Annotated in this window: 21 protein-coding genes; 10 read left to right on the plus strand and 11 right to left on the minus strand. The window is 56.8% G+C overall.

The window, feature by feature from the left end; genetic code table 11:
* Positions 1-26: 26 nt before the first annotated feature.
* A complete protein-coding gene (locus MPQ_RS12980) occupies positions 27-635 on the plus strand; it encodes a TetR family transcriptional regulator (protein WP_013443422.1) in 609 nt (202 codons plus the stop codon).
* 48 nt (positions 636-683) lie between these two features.
* On the opposite strand, the gene MPQ_RS12985 is transcribed toward MPQ_RS12980, so the two are convergent.
* Together MPQ_RS12985 and MPQ_RS12990 are read right to left on the minus strand one after the other, a co-directional pair.
* Entirely contained in the window at positions 684-2,729 is a 2,046-nt protein-coding gene (locus MPQ_RS12985) for an EAL domain-containing protein (RefSeq protein ID WP_013443423.1), read from the minus strand.
* A gap of 264 nt (positions 2,730-2,993) precedes the next feature.
* Entirely contained in the window at positions 2,994-3,854 is an 861-nt protein-coding gene (locus tag MPQ_RS12990; RefSeq protein WP_013443424.1) for a ChaN family lipoprotein, read from the minus strand.
* 189 nt (positions 3,855-4,043) lie between these two features.
* Between MPQ_RS12990 and MPQ_RS13970 the strand changes: the two genes are divergently transcribed.
* The gene (locus tag MPQ_RS13970) at positions 4,044-4,184 is read left to right on the plus strand and encodes a hypothetical protein (RefSeq protein WP_013443425.1); all 141 of its coding nucleotides are present in this window, start codon (positions 4,044-4,046) and stop codon (positions 4,182-4,184) included.
* A 64-nt stretch (positions 4,185-4,248) separates the two neighbouring features.
* Positions 4,249-4,461, plus strand: coding sequence for a hypothetical protein (locus MPQ_RS12995; protein WP_013443426.1), 213 nt, complete (start codon positions 4,249-4,251; stop codon positions 4,459-4,461).
* A 26-nt stretch (positions 4,462-4,487) separates the two neighbouring features.
* Here the strand turns inward: MPQ_RS12995 and MPQ_RS13000 are convergent, their stop codons facing one another.
* The gene (locus tag MPQ_RS13000; protein ID WP_013443427.1) at positions 4,488-4,724 is read right to left on the minus strand and encodes a DUF2798 domain-containing protein; all 237 of its coding nucleotides are present in this window, start codon (positions 4,722-4,724) and stop codon (positions 4,488-4,490) included.
* Positions 4,725-4,806: 82 nt separating this feature from the next.
* The gene (locus MPQ_RS13005) at positions 4,807-5,613 is read right to left on the minus strand and encodes an SDR family oxidoreductase (protein ID WP_013443428.1); all 807 of its coding nucleotides are present in this window, start codon (positions 5,611-5,613) and stop codon (positions 4,807-4,809) included.
* Positions 5,614-5,728: 115 nt separating this feature from the next.
* Here MPQ_RS13005 and MPQ_RS13010 point away from each other — a divergent pair, with 115 nt between their 5' ends.
* Both MPQ_RS13010 and MPQ_RS13015 read left to right on the plus strand, forming a co-directional pair.
* Complete coding sequence (locus MPQ_RS13010; RefSeq protein ID WP_013443429.1) at positions 5,729-6,670, plus strand: GlxA family transcriptional regulator; 942 nt, start codon at positions 5,729-5,731, stop codon at positions 6,668-6,670.
* A gap of 96 nt (positions 6,671-6,766) precedes the next feature.
* Positions 6,767-7,738, plus strand: coding sequence for a sensor domain-containing diguanylate cyclase (locus tag MPQ_RS13015; protein ID WP_013443430.1), 972 nt, complete (start codon positions 6,767-6,769; stop codon positions 7,736-7,738).
* Positions 7,739-7,741: 3 nt separating this feature from the next.
* On the opposite strand, the gene MPQ_RS13020 is transcribed toward MPQ_RS13015, so the two are convergent.
* Positions 7,742-8,278, minus strand: coding sequence for a YgjP-like metallopeptidase domain-containing protein (locus tag MPQ_RS13020; protein WP_013443431.1), 537 nt, complete (start codon positions 8,276-8,278; stop codon positions 7,742-7,744).
* Between the two features lie 198 nt (positions 8,279-8,476).
* Here MPQ_RS13020 and MPQ_RS13025 point away from each other — a divergent pair, with 198 nt between their 5' ends.
* A complete protein-coding gene (locus MPQ_RS13025; RefSeq protein WP_238525317.1) occupies positions 8,477-11,869 on the plus strand; it encodes an EAL domain-containing protein in 3,393 nt (1,130 codons plus the stop codon).
* Positions 11,870-11,941: 72 nt separating this feature from the next.
* The gene (locus MPQ_RS13030; protein ID WP_013443433.1) at positions 11,942-12,166 is read left to right on the plus strand and encodes a hypothetical protein; all 225 of its coding nucleotides are present in this window, start codon (positions 11,942-11,944) and stop codon (positions 12,164-12,166) included.
* Positions 12,167-12,199: 33 nt separating this feature from the next.
* On the opposite strand, the gene MPQ_RS13035 is transcribed toward MPQ_RS13030, so the two are convergent.
* Positions 12,200-13,102, minus strand: coding sequence for a LysR family transcriptional regulator (locus MPQ_RS13035; protein WP_013443434.1), 903 nt, complete (start codon positions 13,100-13,102; stop codon positions 12,200-12,202).
* A 123-nt stretch (positions 13,103-13,225) separates the two neighbouring features.
* Between MPQ_RS13035 and MPQ_RS13040 the strand changes: the two genes are divergently transcribed.
* Positions 13,226-13,984: an SDR family NAD(P)-dependent oxidoreductase gene (locus tag MPQ_RS13040; RefSeq protein ID WP_013443435.1), complete on the plus strand. Its 759-nt coding sequence runs from the start codon at positions 13,226-13,228 to the stop codon at positions 13,982-13,984.
* 17 nt (positions 13,985-14,001) lie between these two features.
* Here MPQ_RS13040 and MPQ_RS13045 read toward each other — a convergent pair whose 3' ends face one another.
* A complete protein-coding gene (locus MPQ_RS13045) occupies positions 14,002-14,925 on the minus strand; it encodes a DedA family protein/thiosulfate sulfurtransferase GlpE (RefSeq protein WP_013443436.1) in 924 nt (307 codons plus the stop codon).
* Positions 14,926-14,928: 3 nt separating this feature from the next.
* Positions 14,929-15,120: a YqaE/Pmp3 family membrane protein gene (locus MPQ_RS13050; RefSeq protein WP_013443437.1), complete on the minus strand. Its 192-nt coding sequence runs from the start codon at positions 15,118-15,120 to the stop codon at positions 14,929-14,931.
* Positions 15,121-15,349: 229 nt separating this feature from the next.
* Between MPQ_RS13050 and MPQ_RS13055 the strand changes: the two genes are divergently transcribed.
* Positions 15,350-16,066 (plus strand): MgtC/SapB family protein, encoded by a 717-nt coding sequence (locus MPQ_RS13055; RefSeq protein WP_013443438.1) that lies wholly within the window; start codon positions 15,350-15,352, stop codon positions 16,064-16,066.
* An 11-nt stretch (positions 16,067-16,077) separates the two neighbouring features.
* On the opposite strand, the gene yegD is transcribed toward MPQ_RS13055, so the two are convergent.
* Positions 16,078-17,334: a molecular chaperone gene (yegD, locus tag MPQ_RS13060; RefSeq protein WP_013443439.1), complete on the minus strand. Its 1,257-nt coding sequence runs from the start codon at positions 17,332-17,334 to the stop codon at positions 16,078-16,080.
* A gap of 219 nt (positions 17,335-17,553) precedes the next feature.
* Between yegD and MPQ_RS13065 the strand changes: the two genes are divergently transcribed.
* The gene (locus MPQ_RS13065) at positions 17,554-18,474 is read left to right on the plus strand and encodes a recombination-associated protein RdgC (protein ID WP_013443441.1); all 921 of its coding nucleotides are present in this window, start codon (positions 17,554-17,556) and stop codon (positions 18,472-18,474) included.
* 4 nt (positions 18,475-18,478) lie between these two features.
* Here MPQ_RS13065 and MPQ_RS13070 read toward each other — a convergent pair whose 3' ends face one another.
* Both MPQ_RS13070 and MPQ_RS13075 read right to left on the minus strand, forming a co-directional pair.
* Entirely contained in the window at positions 18,479-19,342 is an 864-nt protein-coding gene (locus tag MPQ_RS13070) for a transglutaminase family protein (RefSeq protein ID WP_013443442.1), read from the minus strand.
* Between the two features lie 124 nt (positions 19,343-19,466).
* A complete protein-coding gene (locus MPQ_RS13075) occupies positions 19,467-19,658 on the minus strand; it encodes a YjfB family protein (protein ID WP_013443443.1) in 192 nt (63 codons plus the stop codon).
* Positions 19,659-19,673: the final 15 nt, after the last annotated feature.

Here is a 19,673-nt window from a genome sequence, read left to right on the forward strand (position 1 = left end):
CGCTTCGATTCCTTCGAGTTAATGCCTTGGCACGCAAAACAAAAGAAGACTCCCAGCGCACCCGCGATCTGATCCTGGATGCCGCCGAACACGTGATTTACGAACGTGGCATGAGCCTCACCACCATGGCCAATATTGCGGATGCGGCCAATGTGTCACGCGGCGCGGTGTATGGACATTACAAAGGCAAGGTGGAACTGGCGATTGCCATGGCCGAGCGTGCCATCCACAACGCCCCTTCACTGGAGCGCGGCCCGGAAGAGCCCGCCCTGGTTTACCTCAAGCGCTACTGCCTGCACGAAGTACATTCCTATATCGACGCCAGCTCGCTGCAGCGCGTGCTGTTCATTCTCTATGTGCGCATAGACGACACGCCGGAACTGGTGAGCATACGCGAGCGCTGGGAACAAAAACGCGCCGCCGTCATTGCGCAGTGCCTGCAAGCCGCCATACAGGAAGGCAGTCTCGCCGCCGATAGCGATGTCGCGCTTTATACGCTGTATGTGCAGGCGCAGATCGAAGGCATCTTCAGCATTCTTTTTTTCAATCACGACACCACGATAGACAAATGGGATATCGCCGAGCGCCTCTGTTCCATGGGGCTGGAACGGCTCACCCTGCCGGCGAGACCCTAGCGCTTGCAGCGCCACCCGGCGGCATGCATTGTCCCGTTACCACACCCGTCAGCCCAGTAGCGCGAGAAACTGCTCCAGCGGCAAAGGCTTGCTGAACAGGTAGCCTTGCGCTTGCGGGCAACCCATCTTATGCAGGTAATCGGCCTGCTCCAGGGTTTCCACGCCTTCGGCCACCACATTTTTATTCAGATTGCGGGCCAGGGAAACGATAGCCTGCACAATGAGCGCCCGTTCGGCGTTGTCCGTAATATCACTGGTAAACGAACGGTCGATTTTCAGCTCGCGCACCGGAAAGCGATGCAGGTAACTGAGGGCAGAATAACCGGTGCCAAAATCATCAATCGAGATACACAAGCCCATGGCACTGAGGCTTTGCAGCATGCGCTGGATGTTGTCGGTATTTTCCAGCAGCAGGCTTTCGGTGATTTCGAGCTTGATCCAGTCCGTATGGCAGCCCGTCTCGGCAAGAATGGCTTGTATGGAAGACACCAGATCATTGTGCAGGAACTGGCGCGTAGATAAATTGACCGCCACCGTCACCGGACGCGGGCGACCACGATTCAGCGCCACAGCCACCTGGCAGGCGGAACGCATGACCCATTCGCCTATCGGGATAATCAGCCCGGTCTCTTCGGCGATACCAATGAACTTGTCTGGCATGATGAGTTTGCCAGACTCATGCTGCCAGCGCAGCAAGGCCTCGGCACCAATGATCTCGCGTGTGGCAAGGTCCACCAGCGGCTGGTAGTGCAGCAGAAATTCCTCTTTTTTGAGGGCAAAGCGAAGGTTGGTTTCCACCTCACGCCGTTCGGCGGCTTTGATGGTGAGATCTGCCGAGTAAAACTGGAAATTGTTGCGCCCCAGGTGCTTGGCGTGAAACAGCGCAGAGTCGGCATATTTGAGCAGATCATCCACGGCCTGGCTGTCCGACGGGTAAGCCGCAATGCCCAGGCTGGCGGTGACAAACACATCATGACCATCCACCACAAAAGGTTGGTCAAAGGCCTGCAGCACCTTGTCGGCTACGCGGGTGATGTTTTCCGGCACGCGCATTTCGGAGACCAGAATACCGAATTCATCCCCACCGAGGCGGGCCACCGTGTCATAAGGGCGCACGCATTTTTCCAGGCGGCTGGCCACTTCACACAGCAGCACATCGCCCAGGGTATGACCCAGCGTATCGTTGATTTCCTTGAAGCGATCCAGATCCAGCATGATGAGGCCAAACGGGTAGGCATGGCGCTCGGCTTCGGCGATGGTCTGTTCGACACGGTCGATGAGCAAGGCCCGATTGGGCAGCTTGGTCAGGGTGTCGAAATAGGCAAGATGATGTATGCGTTCCTGATACTCGTAGGTCTCGGTGACATCCTGCCCCATGCCGATCACGGCGATGGGCAGGCCGCTGGCATCCAGCTCGGCCGCCAGCCAGATATGGATGATCCTGCTGTTGCCATCGGGTGCATGCCAGTGCAAGTCCATGGCCGCTGAGCGCCCACTCTTGAACACCTCTTTGACCACCTGCTCATAGCCATAGGCAGAATCGCCCCCGGGAAATTCACTTGGCGTTTTGCCCAGCAAGACATCTTCGGCAACCCCGTAAAGGTTGGCGGTTTTCTGGTTCACAAAAGTACGTCGGCATGCGGTGTCAAACCGCACAATCAGATTGGGGGAATTTTCGATCAGGGAGTGGTATTCGCGTTCGCGGCGCATGGCATCGGTCACATCACGCGCATAGCCCAGGGTGCCTTCGATGTTGCCGTCAATCACCAGGCGGGACTTGTAAGATTCAATCCAGATATCCTTGCCATCGGCGGTCCGCAAGCGGTTTACCGTGCCTACCGGCAGCTCGCTCTCCATGGCTTGCCTGTCGCCTTCGACATACTCCTTAGCCAGCTCCGGATCAAAAAAATCAAAATCCGTTTTGCCTTCCAGTTCATGCGGAGAGGACACGCCGGCAACGCGGGCATACTCCGTGTTGGCTGCCAAGAGACGACTTTTCGTGTCTTTCAGCCAGACCATGAAAGGAAAGTTATCCAGCAAGGTGCGCAGATATTTTTCTCTAGCCGTTATTTTTTCTTGCGCACTATCCAGCATCAAGAACCCTTTTGAGCAAATACACAGCAATAAAAGAGGACAATCCTGTGATGAAAATCACAAAATTTTTAGCAATGTAATACGTTATAGGACATTTAGTGAACAACTTTTATGAGGTCGCTGCGCAAATATGTCAGCCCTGGTTATTACGCAGGATAAGGTCCTGTGGCTGAACAGCCTGATTTCATGCATCTCTCCGGGATTAAGTCCCCGAGCCACGTTTTCGGATGCCTGAGTTTGGTGTATGGCGATCAGGCAAGGGGATTACTGACAGGGATCAGGACGATCCTGTGCGGGGGTGATCCAGAGATAATCGTATTGCCCGCGCAAGCCATCGAGCCGGGCCATCTGTTCGGCGTTATCTTCCACAAAGCCGACCACGCGCACGCGGCGTTCCGGCAGCAGCGCATGGAAGATCACGGGTATTCCATAATCGCGCCGCACATGGTTATTGCCCGCCACCAGCACTGCCATGCCAGAGCCCGCATCGCGCAAGGCACTGAACATGGCCGCATCGCGCGCGCGTTGCGCCAGCTGCATGGCAGGCAAATGCTCGGGCTTGAGCTGGCCACAATGACCATCCAGCAGATCCTGGTTCAGCGTCGCTGCCGCCGTCGCTGATAAAGGAGCCTGCTGGAGGATGCCGGCCAGCGGGGCTGGCAAAGCGGACGCGCCCTGACGCGCCACATTCCTGACTTGTTCCGGCGCAAGATTGCCGCCCACGAGTGGCAATCCGGCCTCGCGAACCGCGGCAAACAGGCTCTCATGCGCAGGCCACTGCCAGCTATTGGCATTGAATCCGGCACGCTCCAGATCCGCCAGCAGCGGTCCCTGCCACTGCACACGCTGGCCGGATTGCAGATGTTCGGCGACCACGTAGGCACCAGGCCCATCCAACCGCGCTTTGAGTTGTTTCAGCAGTTCGCCACGTCGTTGATGGTGCAACGCATTGTCATGGACTTCGCCCAGCAACAGCACATCCTGCTTTGCGAGATCATCGACCAGCGCTTGCGCCGAAACCACCTGCCCGGTTGCCCGGTTGATAATGCGCTCGGCCGCCACGGCAGGCGCCGCGATCAATGTGCCCATCACCAGCCAGCCCCATACAAGCGCACGTTGCCACATCACCTCTCTCCTTGTTTCCACCGATACTGACCCTGACGCACACTATGCCGTATGGTTCAGCCAGGGCAATGCACGCAGAAGTTATGCAGGCCGCCAGCATGGAACCGGCCATGGACGCCCTGCTCCTAAACACACAAAATAAGCTGACAACATAAGCAGCCCGCATAGATGGCGCAACAGGAGAATCTCATGGATCAGGAAATAGCTGGCAAGCTGGATGACATCAATACCACGCTAAAACATATTCATCGGCATATGCTGTGGGTGTTCTGGCTGGTTGCCGTGTTTGCACTGCTGTACTTCGGGCTGCTGATATATCTGCTGGCCTGAGCTGGTGCCACGCCACCGTGATGGATCAGCCCATCCCCCATAACCACAACAACGAGAGCCCATCATGACCGCATTACCGATTCCCGACGAACAAGCCGCGCTGGCTGCCTTGCTGCGCCAGCAACAAGCCGAAGGAGGAACCGAATCGCTATCCACCGAAACGCTGGGGCAGTACATCTGCTTTTGCAAACTGCGCGGGTTTTGCGCGGACAAGAGCGCGGAGAGCTGCCTGCGCGAGCGCAATCTCTATCAGGCGTTTGTTGACGCCGGGCGTTGAGCAAGGCTTGAAAGGGTAGTCAGGGATTACTCAGACGCCACAATGCATTCCACCAGCCGCCCGACCAGGGGCGCCACCAGCAGAATCGCCAGAAAAACCACAGGCCATGCGGTGCAGAAGGCATGCCACCACTCCTGCATGAAACCGGCATGCCAGCCCCAATGCCGCAGTGTGAGCGTGCCGGAAACCAGCATGACACTGAAAGCGGACATCACCGCGGCAAACACAATCGGCCGAAAACGGCGCGGTATTTTCCAGGACATGAGCTACCTCTTAAGCAATATCAAAAGCACATGAAAAAACATGGGCTCAGGAGCGTGCCCGAGCCCATGCTGCTCAGCAGAATTACTGACGCACGGCTTGCAGGTAGCGCGCGGCAGGCTGTTTGTGCGAAAGATTGGGGCGCAGATGATTGCGCGCATCCACCAGGCGCGTCCAGTCGGCCGCTTCGGGCAGGGAAGGAATAGTCACCACTTCGCCCAGATCAAGCCCGACCAGCGCTGCATCGACCATGGTTTCTGCTGGCATGACAATCTCTTGTGGCAGATGGTTGACGGAGAAACCGGCACGATCCCACAACTCGGTATGTGTGGCGCCCGGCAACACTGCCTGCACACGCACACCCTTGCCAGACAACTCGTGATGCATGGATTCGCTGAGATTCAATACATAGGCCTTGCTGCCGCTGTAGCTGCCATTCAGCATGTCCGGCGCCAGCGCCACAATGGAGGCGATATTGATGATGGTGCCATTGCCGCGCTTGACGAAGCTGGTGGCAGCCGCCGCGGCCAGATGTGTCAGCGCCGTGATATTGAGCGAAATCATGGTGTCGATCTGATCCAGATTGGAATCCAGCAGCGAGGTCACCGCTGCAGTACCCGCATTATTCACCAGCACGCTGATGTCGCTATCGGCGAGCAGCTTTTGCTTTACCTGCTCAAGGTCCTGCTTGCGTGTCAGGTCAGCGCCCAGGATTTCCACATGGCGACCAGTGGCAGCGTGCAATTTGTCGGCCAGCGCTTGCAGACGGGTGGTATCGCGCGCCACCAGCACCAGGTCGTAACCGCGCCTGGCCAGGCGATCTGCATAAACAGCGCCTATGCCGGAAGATGAGCCAGTAATGAGAGCCTTGCCTTGAGTAGATGTCGCCATGAGTTTCTCCTTGATGCGTAAATTTAAGTGGGTGTTTAAACAAGCCATTGACGAGAGTCAGTATATGCACGTAAGCTATGGCTTAAATGTCATTTAACCCACTTTTTGAGACATCATGATGCGTATCGGATTTGTCGTGTTCCCCGGCTTTCAGATTCTGGATCTGGCGGCCATGACCGTATTTGAGATGGCCAACGTGGTCAGTCACCAGCCGGTATATGAACTGCATCTGCTATCCGAACACGGCGGCGCCGTGATCAGTTCGGCCGGGGTTGCCGTACACACGGAAGCCTTCGATGAGCAGGCATACGATAGCGTCATCATGATGGGCAGCATCGGTATCCATACCCCCAGCCCGGGCCTGCTCGGCTTTCTGCAACAGGCACACATCGCCAGCCGTCGCATTGCCAGCATATGCACCGGCGCGTTCATCCTGGCTGAAGCAGGCCTGCTGGACGGGCTGCGCGCCAGCACGCACTGGCGCCACGCGCGTGAATTGCAGCGCCGCTATCCCAAGATCAAGGTGGAAGAAGACCGTATCTTCATTCGCGAGGGCAAGGTATGGACCTCGGCAGGCATGACGGCCTGCATTGATTTATCGCTGGCCCTGGTGGAAGCGGATATCGGGCTGGATGCTTCGCGCACGATTGCCCAGCGCATGGTGGTCTACCACCGGCGCACCGGCGGCCAATCGCAGTTCTCGGCACTGCTGACGCTGGAACCCAAGTCCGACCGCATCCAGACTGCGCTGACCTACGCCCGCAGCAACCTGCACAAACCTTTGTCCGTGGAAGACCTGGCCGATGTCGCGCACCTGAGCCCGCGCCAGTTCAGCCGGGCTTTCCGCGCCGAGACCGGGCAATCACCCGCCAAAGCCATTGAAAACCTGCGCGTGGAAGCGGCCAAATCCATGATAGAAACCGCACGGCACCCGATTGACGTGGTGGCGCGGGAAACCGGTTTTGCCGACCCCGAGCGCATGCGCCGGGCCTTCATCCGCACCCTGGGGCATCCACCTCAGGCCATCAAGCGCATGGCCCGCATGCAAACACATTAAGCGCAGGCCTCTCCTTATCCGCACGGCGGATATCACTCTATCTAACCCGCGATACGGCTGTGTCTGCATATGGTCTAAAATATGCCTACACAGCCCATGACACAGGACAACGCGTCACCCGCCAATATGAGCAACCCGGTAAAACCCCCTGAAGAAGACAGCACCGTCTATAAAACCCTGCTGGAATCCACCAAAGCGATTCCCTGGAAAATAGACTGGCGCACCATGACGTTCAGCTACATCGGCCCGCAGATCGAAACGCTGCTGGGCTGGGCCCCTGAGAGCTGGGTGAGCGCAGGCGACTGGGCCGCGCGCATGCATCCGGAAGACCGTGAATGGGTAGTGGATTATTGCGTGTCACAATCACGCTCCGGGATTGATCACGAGGCGGATTACCGGGCGCTGACCAAGGATGGCGAATACATCTGGATCCGCGATGTGGTGCATGTGCTGCGCAATGCGGATGGCGAAGTCGAAGCGCTGATCGGCTTCATGTTTGATATTAGTGAGCGCAAGAAAACCGAAGAAAAACTGCTGCAACTGCAAAAAGAACTGGAAGAGCTGTCTTTCCAGGATGGCCTGACACGCGTCGCCAATCGCCGCATGTTCGATTCCATCATTCAGGTGGAATGGACCAATGCCAGGCGCAACAGCCAGCCGCTGTCCCTCATCATGCTGGATATCGATTACTTCAAACAGTACAACGATCATTACGGACATATTCAGGGCGATGACTGCCTGAAGCAGGTGGCGGAAATACTGAGCAGTGCGGGCACACGGGCGAACGACTTTTTTGCCCGCTTTGGCGGAGAGGAGTTTGTCCTGGTGCTGCCGCAGACGGATAGCGATGCCGCCAAAAAAATTGCCGAACGCTGCCGCAAGCTGATTTTCAAGGCGCAGATTCCGCATGCAAAATCCCTGATCGGCCCGGTACTCACCATCAGCGTGGGTGTGGGTACCGTGATCCCTGGTTACCAGGATGAGTCTGTGGATTTTATCAACAGCGTGGACCAGCGCCTCTATCAGGCCAAGCAGCTGGGCCGCAACTGCATTATCAGCGGCAACTGAACCTCAAGGCACGCTTCTGGGCTCCCACAGCGGTTCGCCGCCCGCATCGAGATAGGTGAGATACACCCGCAAATCGAACTCCAGCTGGTGATAATGCGGCTCCATATAGCAACATAACTGGTAAAACGCCTTGTCGTGGTCGCGCTCCTTGAAATGCGCCAGTTCATGTACCACGATCATGCGCAAGAATGCCTCCGGCATGCTGCGAAATAGCCCCGACACATGCAGCTCGCGTTTGGCTTTGAGCTTGCCGCCCTGCACCCGCGAGATGGCCGTATGCGTGCCCAGCGCATGACGCACGATGTGCAGTTTGCTGTCATATGCCACCCGGCTGAGTTGTCCGCTATTGCGCAGGTACTCGTCTTTTATTTTCACCACAAAATCGTACAGGCCTTTGTCGGTTCGGATGGCATGCGGCTCAGGGTATTTCACCAGAAAAATCTCCGCGAGTTTTCCCTGCCGAATAACATCAAGCGCCTGTGTGACAAGGCTGGCGGGATACGCAGCAAGATAATGGGAAGTGGGCGTCAAGGGCAGCATGGTAGGCAGGCGAAGTGGGCTGCTGCATTTTACACCGCCCCATGCCGATCGCAGACTATTGCACATCCCCGGCAACTTGTTTAGGCTTGCAGCTCACGCACCCGAAGGGCCTAAAAATAATAAAGCAGGGCATGGGGTTTGCTCACTTCAGGCTGGTTCCACGCCGCCCCATCTCTCTTGAATATTGGCACAACTACATTGCGCGTCGCTCTCGACATCAGCCCTAAAAGCTACGCTACCGGTGCATTAAACCGCGTAGTGGCAGGCTGGTTGTTGCCTCAAACCCGGCGTCTGGCCAGCCGCATGTGCATGGCGCACATCATGGCACTGGCGCTGCTCGGTTTTTCTGCCATATCCGCACACGCCCAGCCACAAACCTTGCGCGTCATCTCGGATGATAACTACCCGCCTTATCTGTTTCGCGATGCCAGCGGAAATCTGGAGGGGTACCAGATGGATATCTGGAAACGCTGGGAGCAGGAAACTGGCATCAAGGTCGAGCTGATCGCCACCCACTGGGATCAGGCCCAGCAAGCGTTGCTCAACGGAGATGCGGATGTCATCGACATGATGTTCCGCACGCCGGACCGCGATGCGACTTATGACTTTTCACAGCCGTATGCCAATCTCCCCGTCGCCATCTACAGCCATGCCAGCATTCCCGGCATTGCCTCCGCGCATGACCTGCGCGGGTTTCTGATCGGGGTGCAGGCAGGCGATGCCTGTATTGAACGACTGCGGGCGGACTCCGTTACCAACTTCAAGCTCTACCCGGATTACACATCCCTGATCAAAGGCGCGCTGGATGAGCAGGTCAAGCTGTTCTGCATGGATGAGTACCCGGCCAATTACTACCTTTACAAACTGGACCCTACGCAAAAATACCGCAAGGCGTTCCAGCTGTATCAGGGGCAGTTTCATTATGCGGTGAAAAAGGGCGCCACTGACACACTGCAGCTGATTGAAAGCGGCATGGCGCGGATTCCGCGTGAAGACAAGATCGAGATGTTTCAGAAATGGGTAGGGCAATCACCGGTGCTGCTGCCTTACAGCCGCTATATCGCGCCGGCACTGGGCTTGTTGAGTCTGGTGGGGGCCATCGTCCTGCTGTGGATTTTCCTGTTGCGCAGAAGCGTCAAAACTAAAACTGCCGAGCTGGCCAATCAGCACCAGCGATTGCAGCAAATTATTGATGGCACGGCGGCTGGGACCTGGGAGTGGGATATACGGAGCGGGGACTGTATCGTCAATCCGCGCTGGGCGGAGATGCTGGGATATACGCCGGATGAGCTGGAGCCTTGCACCGCGGACAGTTGCCGCGCGCTCTGCCACCCGGATGATCTTGAGCAGCTGGTACAGGCACTGGAAGCGCATCTCAGAGGGGAGACCGATTACTTTGCCAGCGAGTCGCGTCGCCGCCATAAAAACGGCCACTGGATATGGGTGGCAGATCGCGGACGGGTAACCCGTCGATCATCACAGGGTGAAGCGCTGACCATGAGCGGCACGCGGCTCGAAATCACCAAGCTCAAGCTGGCCGAAACCACGCTGAAGCAGGCGGTGGAACAGCAAAAAATGTTTATCCAGCAGGCGCCCATCTGTGTGGCCATGTTTGATCGTGACATGCGTTATCTGGCCTGCAGCAACCAATGGCAAGAAGAATTCGGTCATCAGCAGGGCAGCCTGCTGGGGCTGAACCACTATGATGTGCATCCCGACATCCCGGAAAAATGGCGCCTGGCGCATCAACGGGCGCTGGCCGGCGAACGGCTGGAAGAGGAAGAGGACCTGTGGATAAGAGCGGATGGCCAGCATCTCTGGACCCGCTGGATGATCACGCCATGGATGGATGACAGTCAGACCATACAGGGCATTATCATTTCCTCCGAAAACATTTCCGCGCGCAAGCAGGCCGAAGAGGAGTTACGCCTGGCGCATACCGTATTCGAGCACAGTAGCGAAGCCATGCTGGTGACCGATGCCGATAACAACATCATCACCATCAACCCGGCTTTCAGCGAGATGACGGGCTATTCACTGGAAGAAGTCATCGGCAAGAATCCAAAAATCCTGAGCTCGGGACGCCAAGGCAAGGAGTTTTACCAGGAGCTGTGGAATACCCTGGAAACCTCCGGTGAATGGCGTGGTGAGATCTGGAACCGCCGCAAGAGTGGCGAAGAATATGCCGAGTGGCTGGCCATCAATAATATTTATGGGGAAGACGGCAAGCTGTTCCGTAGGGTAGCGCTGTTCTCGGATATCACCGAGAAAAAACGCGCCGATGCCCTGATCTGGAACCAGGCCAATTATGACCTGTTGACGCAACTGCCCAACCGCCGCCTGTTCAGCGACCGCCTGCAACAGGAGATCAAAAAATCGCAGCACGATCATAGCCAGTTTGCGCTGCTGTTCATTGATCTGGATCGCTTCAAGGAAGTGAACGATACCCTGGGCCACAGTCACGGGGACTACCTGCTGATTGAAGCATCCCACCGTATTCAGCGGCACCTGAAAGAAACCGATACCGTCGGACGGCTGGGTGGCGATGAATTTACCGTGATCATTGCCAACCTGCCTGACCCCAGCGTGATGACCCTGATCGCGCAGCGCGTGCTGGACGCCCTTGCCGCACCATACGACCTGGAAGGCGAAATCGTCTATCTCTCCGCCAGCATAGGCATTACGGTTTTCCCTGAAGATGCAACCACCAGCGCCGAGTTGCTGAAAAATGCGGATCAGGCCATGTATGAAGCAAAAAAGAATGGCCGCAACCGTTTCAGTTTCTTTACCCCCATGATGCAGGCCATGGCGCAGGCCCGCATGCGCATGATGCGCGATCTGCGCAATGCGCTGGGTTTGAACCAGTTCACGGTCTATTTCCAGCCGATTGTCGATCTCAGCAGCCAGCGCATCTACAAGGCAGAGGCGCTGATACGCTGGCAACACCCGGAGCTGGGCTTTATCAGCCCCGCTGAATTCATTCCCTTGGCCGAAGAAACCGGCCTGATCCACGAGATAGGCGACTGGGTATTCCAGCAGTCTGCACAGCTGGTGAAACAATGCATCCCTATCGTGGGCGACGATTTCCAGGTGAGCGTGAACAAATCGCCCGTGCAGTTCCGCGACCGTGCGCATTCGCATCATGACTGGATGGAATATCTGAGTGGACTGGGCTTGAGCGGGCACAATATCGTGGTCGAGATTACCGAAGGCCTGCTGCTCAATGCCGATAGCGGCATCTCGGACAAACTGCTGCATTTCCGCGATGCCGGCATGCAGGTGGCGATTGATGACTTCGGCACGGGGTACTCTTCACTGTCCTATCTCAAGAAGTTTGATATTGATTACCTCAAGATAGACCAGTCATTCGTGCGCAATCTGTCGGGCGAAGGCGAGGATCTGGCCTTGTGCGAAGCGATTGCCACCATGGCGCACAAGCTGGATTTGCGCGTGATCGCCGAAGGTGTGGAAACGACCGCACAACGCGACCTGCTAGCGCAGATCGGGTGCGATTACGGCCAAGGCTACCTGTTCTCCAGACCGGTGCCGGCCGATGAATTCATGCTGCTGCTGGAACGATCCGCTGCCTGATCATGCCCAACAGGCATGGGCTGCATATCAGCCGTCGCCAGACAAAAACGACAACAAGAGAAGGGAGACACCATGCCCTACAAGTTTTTGATGTTTTACTTTATTTCGCTCGGCATCTGTTCGCTGTCCACCATCTATAAAACCAGCTGTTTCAAGAACATGCTGTGCCGTCAGATATTGGGCAATATGTTCTGGAGCCTGATCCCCATCGCCAACACCTTCAAGGCCGTGTTGTGGATTTATTCCATGATCGTCGATGCTTGGCGGCGGCGCCGTGGAACAACGCCGCCAGGCTGATGGCGGTATTTATCGGGAAAAGCGCGTATACGCTTAGGCCGCCATGTAGGCATGCACTTTTTGCGTCAGCCATTCCATGAACGCCAATAAACGCCGCGACAAGTGACGTCGGTGCGGATAAAGCAGGGACACCGGCATAGGCTCTGGCTTGAATTCCGGAAGCAGTTCTAACAGTTCGCCCCGCTGCAGATAAGTCCGAACCGCCACGAGCGGCACCTGGATAATACCAAGCCCGGCCAGACAGGCCATGCTGTAGGCGGTGGAATTATTGACCGTCACCCGCGCAGGAACCAGGCAATGCCGGCTCACCCCTGCCTCCATATATTCGAACGCGGAAGGCTTGGCGCCGAGCACCGAAACATAGTGCACCATGTAATGCGCGGCGAGGTCTTCAAGGGCCATCGGCATTCCGTATTGGCGAATATAGGCGGGGCTGGCGCAATTCACCATCTCCAAGGTGCCTAGATGCCTTGCTACCAGGCCCGATTCTGTTAGCACTCCCACCCGGACCACGCAGTCAAACCCTTCACTGATCGGGTCTACCCGCCGGTCCGTACTGCTGAGCTCGATTTCAATGCCAGGATGCCGCTGCATGAATTCAGGCAATTGGGGAATCACCAGGTTATGTGCCATGTTGAGTGGCATATCCACCCGCAAGCGTCCCCGTAGCAGGGTTTCTGTTTGCTGGAAAAGACTCTCCACTTCGTCCACCTCGGCCAGCAGATCTTTGCAGCGCTCATAAAACCGCTGCCCATCCTGCGTGAGTTGCACTTTGCGCGTGGTCCTATGCAAAAGCCTCGCCCCCAAGCGGGCTTCCAGCTGGGTTACTGCATTTGAAATGCTGCCTTTGGGTAATCCCAGGCTATCGGCCGCCCGGGTAAAACTCGCCAGTTCCGCCACCCGTACAAATACCTGCATGGCATCCAGCTTGTCCATACGCACTCCATTGTCATGAAATTATGAACAGTATAACTATTCTTCGGCAGTTTATTCGCACAAAAGATGGCAATAGACTGTTCACCAGCACGATTCATCATCCACTTTCAAAGGAGCATCATCATGACAAGCAAGATTGCGATAGTGACGGGAAGCAGCCGCGGGCTGGGTAAAAGCATGGCACTCAGCATCGCCGCCAAGGGTCAGGACCTCATCCTGACCTATCGCAGCCAGCGCGCGGAAGCAGAAACCGTGGTCAGCAGCATTGAGGCCATGGGCAGAAAAGCGGTGGCACTGCAGCTGGATGTAGGCGACAGCACTTCTTTTGCCCGATTTGCCCAGGAAGTGAAACAGGTGCTGCAGTCCCACTGGCAGCGCGATACCTTTGATTTTCTGGTCAACAACGCGGGTATCGGTATCCATGTCCCGTTCACCGAAACGACAGAAGAAGCCTTTGATACGCTGGTGAATATCCATTTCAAAGGCGTATTTTTCCTGACGCAGAAGCTGCTGGGGCTGATGGCAGATCAGGGACGCATCATCAATATTTCCAGCGGCCTGGCGCGTTTTTCCTTGCCGGGTTACTCGGCATACGCCGCCATGAAAGGCGCCGTGGAAGTGTTGACGCGTTATCTGGCAAAAGATCTGGGGCCACGCGGCATTACGGTGAATGTAGTGGCACCTGGCGCCATTGAAACCGACTTTGGTGGTGGCACGGTGCGCGATAACGCCGAGGTCAATAAATTTGTGGCCAGCCAGACTGCCCTGGGACGCGTGGGCTTGCCCGACGATATCGGCCCCATGGTGGCATCGTTGTTATCGGAAGATAACCGCTGGGTAAATGCCCAGCGCATTGAAGTCTCAGGCGGGATGTTTGTGTAACTCGCCCTGAGTCTTGCTCAAGGCTCTATCTTGAAACCGGCATCGACCCAGGCATCGATGCCGCCCTTGAGTGGTCGCACCTTGTGGTAACCACGCTTGATGAGCAGCTTGGCCATTTTGGCCGCAGTGACGTCATTGGGACATGAACAGTAAAGCACGATATCCGTATCGATATCGGTATCAATAAACACGCTATCAATGGTGTCCTCGGTCATGCTGAGCGCACCGGGAATACGGCCATCGCCTTGCAGATGCGCTGGCCGGGCATCCACAATCACCGGGCGTGAGCCGCTTTTGAGCATGGTATCCAGCTCATCCACCGAAATGCGTGCCATGCGCAGCGATTTGATAAAGCGGTGCCGCTCCCACCATTTGTTGAGTATAAAGGCCACCAGGGCAATACCCAGCAATAGCGCGCCCCATTTGCCCATCTCGCTCAGAATATCCAGCAATTCATCAATGGCGCTGCTGAACAGCGTGCCCAGCACTATGGCTGAGCCCGCCCAGATGGCAGCTCCCAGGCTGTCAAAAATGATAAAGGTCGTGGCCCGTGTACCCACGGTACCGGCCAGCGCGCTGGACACCGAGGCAAAGCCGGGAATGAATTTGCAGAACAGCAGGGCAGGTGGCCCGATGCGCAGATACACCGATTCGGTCTGCCGCACACAGGAATCGGGCGACAGGGAAATGCGGCATAGCTTGCTCATGACCCGGCGCCCGAAGCGGCGTCCGGCAAAATACCAGGCCAGGTCTGCCAGCAGCGAGGCAATCACGGCAGTCAACAGCAGTTGCGCCGGGCTATATTGCCCCTGCGTGAGCATGGCGCCCGTCACCAGCAGGGTGGGGTAAGCCGGAATAGGTAAGCCGATCTGCTCCAGAAACACATTGGCAAACACAATCAGCAAGCCGTATTGCTGAAGCAGATCAAGCAAATGTTGCATGGACTATCTCGACTTCAGTGCGTCAGCGATCTTCTGATCGGTCTTGTACTGGCTGAGCGCATATACCGCCCAGATGGTGGCGGGCAGCCAACCGATGAGCGTGGCTTGCAGAATCAGACAGACGATGCCTGCGATGGGACGGCCAATGGTGAAAAAAGTCAGCCAGGGCAGGATGAGGGCAATCAGTAAACGCATGTCAGCGACCTATTTGAAATGTTAACGCCCACTATATTAACAGCGTCTGCTGCCTTGCGGACCTGCAAGCTGGACAAGATCACACATGCATTGCCATGACTACGCGACCTCACCAGCCATACCGGACGCGTACCCAGTGCTCATAGCGCTGATCATGCATACAAGTTTCCAGGAAATCAGGATAATGCTAGCGCTCGCAAGATAACCCTCGCTATAAAAGGAGCCCTCTGTGGAAGCCTGGCAAAACATCAACCTCCTCTCGCTACTCGATACTCTGATCAGCCTCAGTACGGCGTTTGTACTGGGCAGCCTGATCGGCTTTGAACGTCAGTACAGGCAGCGCACAGCGGGGCTGCGCACCAATGTACTGGTGGCGGTGGGCGCCGCCATTTTTGTCGACATGGCGAACCGGCTGACCGGGCATGAGGGGTCAGTGCATGTGGTGGCGTATGTGGTGTCGGGCATAGGTTTTCTCGGCGCGGGCGTCATCATGCGCGAACAGGGTAATGTGCGTGGCCTGAACACCGCGGCCACCTTGTGGGGCTCCGCGGCGGTGGGCGCCTGCGCTGGTGCCGATCTTCTGCTGGAATCCCTGCTGGGAGCGCTGTTTGTGCTGGCCGCCAATACCCTGTTACGTCCCGTGGTGAACCGTATCAACCGCCAGCCCATGGATACACCGGCAATGGAGCTGACCAATACGGTATATGTCATCGCGGCGCGCACCCATCAGAAAGAAGCCATGTATCTGCTGGAGCAGGCTCTGGAGCAAACCGGTTATCCGCTGCAAGCCCTGGTCATGCATGCCTTTGGGGAAAACGAGATTGAAATTGAAGCAACGCTGGCAGCCACCTCGGTCGATGGCCTGGTACTGGATCAGCTGATCGATCAACTCAAGCAGAGCCCGCATGTTGGGCAGGCTTTCTGGAGCCCCAGCACCACGGATTAAGCGAGCGCCTGCTAGCGCGAAAACCAGCGACTGGCATAGAGCGCCAGACCACTGGCCACGCCGCCGTGCATATTGCCGGTCACCAGCGGCATGTCATCGCCCATCACATTGCGTATCGCCTGCTGTATCACGGGCGATACCGCCGAGCCGCCGGTCAAATAGGTTTTATCAATGCGCACGCCAGCCCCGGCACGGGCCTCTTCAATCACCTTGCGGATTTTTTCGGTGGCCTGGGTAATGGCCTGCTGCATCTGGTCGCGGTTCATGCCGAGTTGCAGCTCTGGCGCTACAAAATCCACATTGATATGGGTATCAGCCGCATCCGTCAGCCGAATCTTGGCCTGCTCGGCGCTACGCACCAGACTGTGGGTCAGGCGCTCACGCCAGACCTTGTACAAGCGGCGGCGCGCTTCATCCGGCTCGCCATGCACCGGCATTTCAAACCGGTTGTAAAAGGCATGCTGGCTGGGAATGCTGTTGACCGAAATGGCATCAAACGCCTTGTGGTGCAACTCTCCATCCTTGCCGAAGTGCGGCATGATCTGATGCCAGCCGATGTGAATATCGAGATCGGTACCGCCGATACGCGTACCGGCATAGGACAAAAGATCAGCACTACGGTCCGCACTGGCGCTGGCATGAGGCCCGACGCGCACCACGGAGCAATCGGTCGTGCCGCCGCCCACATCCACCACCAGCAACACTTCGTCATTCACCAGGCCATTTTCGTAATCCAGCGCAGCGGCCAGCGGCTCATACATGAAGACCACATCCTGCAAACCCGCTGCCTGCGCGGCTTCGCGCATAATAGTGAGTGCCTGCTCATCTCCGCGTTCGCCGTATACCCCATGGTACCGAATGGGGCGGCCTATCACCGCCTGCTGCAAGGGCATACCACTCGCCGCGCGCGCCTGTTGCATCAGCCGCTCCAGCATGCGACTGATGATCACGGTGAAAAATTCCAGCTGATCGCGGCTGAGGTCGCTCCCCAGAAACACCTTGGGAGATTTCACATACAGCCCATCGGTAGGGCCTTCGGTATGCGCTTGAATGGCAGCACGGCCAAACAGCAAATCACGGGCATCGCCCAGCTGCTGACGAAGCGTCATGCGGGCGTCGTCTTCTTCATCCAGATGGTCCGGGCGCTGGCGATAGACCGCCGATGGCAGATAAACACTCTCGCCCTCCAGCGGCAACAAGGTCACCACGCCATTCTGCGCAACACCCACCGAAGAGTTGGATGTCCCGTAATCGATCCCGCAATGCATGCGCAGCCCCATCAGACAAAAGAGCAGAATTCTACCATTGGTCGGGCGTGCAACGCCGCCTTGGCGTGCCATCAGCCCACAGTCGGCATCCCCTGCCCAAGCTTATGCCTAGCGCCATTTGGCGAGGCTGGCAAGCAATCAATTTTTAAGCCGCATGCCGATCAAGCCACAGGAAGAATAGGCGACTGGGGTAAAATCCCTTGTTTTTGAGTACGCACCATGTGGTTCAAAAACCTGCAGATTTATCGCATCTCCCAATGGAATACCCCAGTCGAAGCGCTGGAAGACCAACTGGCTCGTCACGCCCTGCCAGACACCCCGACCTCTGAAATGCAGCAGGCTGGCTGGATTGCGCCAGCCGGTCCCGGCAAACCATTTGTGCATGTGCAAGCTCAGCAAGTGCTGATTGCACTGTGTGTAGAAAAGAAGATACTGCCCAACAGCGTGATCAACCAATATGCCAAGGCACGCGCGCTGGAACTGGAAGAACAGCAGGGCTACAAACCCGGGCGCAAACAGATGAAAGAGCTGAAGGAAGCCATTGCCGATGAGCTGCGGCCACGTGCATTTTCATTGCGCCGCACTATTTATGCATGGCTGGACCTTGCCAATGGCTGGTTTGTGGTGGATGCCGCCAGCGCCGCCCTGGCGGATACCTTGTTGGAGCAACTGCACAAATCGGTGGATGGCTTTTCCTTGCGCCTGATCAAGACCAATCTCTCGCCCACCAGCGCCATGACAGGATGGCTGGCAGGCAGTGAAGCCCCGCATGGCTTCAGTGTGGATCGTGATTGTGAATTACGCGCGCTGGGCGACGACAAGGCCACCGTGCGTTATGTAAGGCATGACCTTGAAGCCGAGGAAATCCGTAAACATATTCAGGGCGGCAAGCAGGTGACCCGCCTGGCAATGACCTGGCGTGACCGCATTGCCTTTGTGTTGAACGATGTGCTGCAGATCAAACGCCTGGAAGCACTGGATGTGCTGAAAGAAGCGGCGGCAGATGTCGCTGCCGAAGAGATGTTCGACAGCGACTTTGTCATGATGAGTGGTGAGCTGAGTCAGCTTTTACCCGAATTATTGGCCGCCCTCGGCGGTGAAGTCGATACCGCACCCAAATCCCAGGCTGCAGCCGCTTGAACGTTCAAGCGTCGGTGGAGACCGCCTGATCGCTGTGTTGAGGCAGCACGATACCGGATGCCGGATCCTGCAAGGCCTCAATCTCGATCAGCGGCGCCCAGGAGTTAATCGCACCGAACACCGTAGCAAAGGAGACATCGGCCGCATCACGACCCGTGCCCAGGCGTATCAAGCCCAGACGCGGCGAGATGCCGGTGGGTTCAAATACATACCAGCGATCGCCCAGATAGACTTCGACATAGGCATGAAAATCGTGCGGGCCACTGGCGGGGTCGGAGCCATAATCTACGCCTGTTACAAAGCGGGCAGGCATATTCAACGCGCGGCACAAGGCAATCATCGCATGCGAAAAGTCACGGCATACCCCGGCTTTCTGTTCGATGACATCCGTGGCGGCACTCATGCTGTTGGTGCTGCCCGGCAAATAGGCGAGGTTGCCATGCACCCAGTCACATACCGCCTTTACGCGGGCATAACCGCGTGGCAGGTGACCGAACTGCTGGTTGGCAAATGCTTGCAACAGATCTGACTGGCAATAGCGGCTGGGGTAAAGGTAGCGCAGATATTGAATGGGGATATCGGTGATCGCCACTTCTTGCAAGGTGTCGGGAGCTTCCAGCTGATGGTCGACTTCCACCGTCGCCGAATAATGCACTTCCAGCGGGCCGGCCTCGGCCTGGCAACGCACATAGCGCGTGCCATAGAACGTATCCTCGTACAGCTCATATTGCAATGGCTGGCTGAATTGCAGGTGCTCGTTCATGACAGATTGATTCGCTGTCTGCGCGGCATGCAGATTGAGGATGAAATCGGCCCGGGGGTCCAGCACTTCATATTTGAGGCTGATGGCCAGTTGCATTTTGATCATGATGGTATCTTGAGATAGGGATACCCCATGATACGTTAGTACTTACTCAGGCAGCATCGGCATTTCGCCGATAAGTGTATCCGTGCCATCCTACAAACTGGCAGGTAACAGGGATAGGGGAAGGTCAGGCAGTGGTATTGATATTCTGGCCGAGATGATCAGGCAGGTTCTGGATTTTCGGCAAGGCTTCTATCATCCCAGCGGCAGCGGTGGCCTGTGCATCCAGGGCTTTTTTCAGCACTTCCATGCTAACGGCTTGCCCGGCCTTGGTCTCGGCCATGCTGGCGGCTACGGTGGCACTGGTCACGGAATCCATACAATTCTCCTTATC

Origin of the sequence: Methylovorus sp. MP688, assembly GCF_000183115.1 — a bacterium.
In the GTDB taxonomy this organism is placed as follows: Bacteria; Pseudomonadota; Gammaproteobacteria; order Burkholderiales; family Methylophilaceae; genus Methylovorus; species Methylovorus glucosotrophus.

Coding starts and splice junctions, on each gene's coding strand:
- MPQ_RS12985 (WP_013443423.1), bottom strand. CDS start 2,729: ATGCTGGATAGTGCGCAAGAAAAAATAACGGCTAGAGAAAAATATCTG.
- MPQ_RS12990 (WP_013443424.1), bottom strand. CDS start 3,854: ATGTGGCAACGTGCGCTTGTATGGGGCTGGCTGGTGATGGGCACATTG.
- MPQ_RS13970 (WP_013443425.1), top strand. CDS start 4,044: ATGGATCAGGAAATAGCTGGCAAGCTGGATGACATCAATACCACGCTA.
- MPQ_RS12995 (WP_013443426.1), top strand. CDS start 4,249: ATGACCGCATTACCGATTCCCGACGAACAAGCCGCGCTGGCTGCCTTG.
- MPQ_RS13000 (WP_013443427.1), bottom strand. CDS start 4,724: ATGTCCTGGAAAATACCGCGCCGTTTTCGGCCGATTGTGTTTGCCGCG.
- MPQ_RS13005 (WP_013443428.1), bottom strand. CDS start 5,613: ATGGCGACATCTACTCAAGGCAAGGCTCTCATTACTGGCTCATCTTCC.
- MPQ_RS13010 (WP_013443429.1), top strand. CDS start 5,729: ATGATGCGTATCGGATTTGTCGTGTTCCCCGGCTTTCAGATTCTGGAT.
- MPQ_RS13015 (WP_013443430.1), top strand. CDS start 6,767: ATGACACAGGACAACGCGTCACCCGCCAATATGAGCAACCCGGTAAAA.
- MPQ_RS13020 (WP_013443431.1), bottom strand. CDS start 8,278: ATGCTGCCCTTGACGCCCACTTCCCATTATCTTGCTGCGTATCCCGCC.
- MPQ_RS13030 (WP_013443433.1), top strand. CDS start 11,942: ATGCCCTACAAGTTTTTGATGTTTTACTTTATTTCGCTCGGCATCTGT.
- MPQ_RS13035 (WP_013443434.1), bottom strand. CDS start 13,102: ATGGACAAGCTGGATGCCATGCAGGTATTTGTACGGGTGGCGGAACTG.
- MPQ_RS13040 (WP_013443435.1), top strand. CDS start 13,226: ATGACAAGCAAGATTGCGATAGTGACGGGAAGCAGCCGCGGGCTGGGT.
- MPQ_RS13045 (WP_013443436.1), bottom strand. CDS start 14,925: ATGCAACATTTGCTTGATCTGCTTCAGCAATACGGCTTGCTGATTGTG.
- MPQ_RS13050 (WP_013443437.1), bottom strand. CDS start 15,120: ATGCGTTTACTGATTGCCCTCATCCTGCCCTGGCTGACTTTTTTCACC.
- yegD (WP_013443439.1), bottom strand. CDS start 17,334: ATGCATTGCGGGATCGATTACGGGACATCCAACTCTTCGGTGGGTGTT.
- MPQ_RS13065 (WP_013443441.1), top strand. CDS start 17,554: ATGTGGTTCAAAAACCTGCAGATTTATCGCATCTCCCAATGGAATACC.
- MPQ_RS13070 (WP_013443442.1), bottom strand. CDS start 19,342: ATGATCAAAATGCAACTGGCCATCAGCCTCAAATATGAAGTGCTGGAC.
- MPQ_RS13075 (WP_013443443.1), bottom strand. CDS start 19,658: ATGGATTCCGTGACCAGTGCCACCGTAGCCGCCAGCATGGCCGAGACC.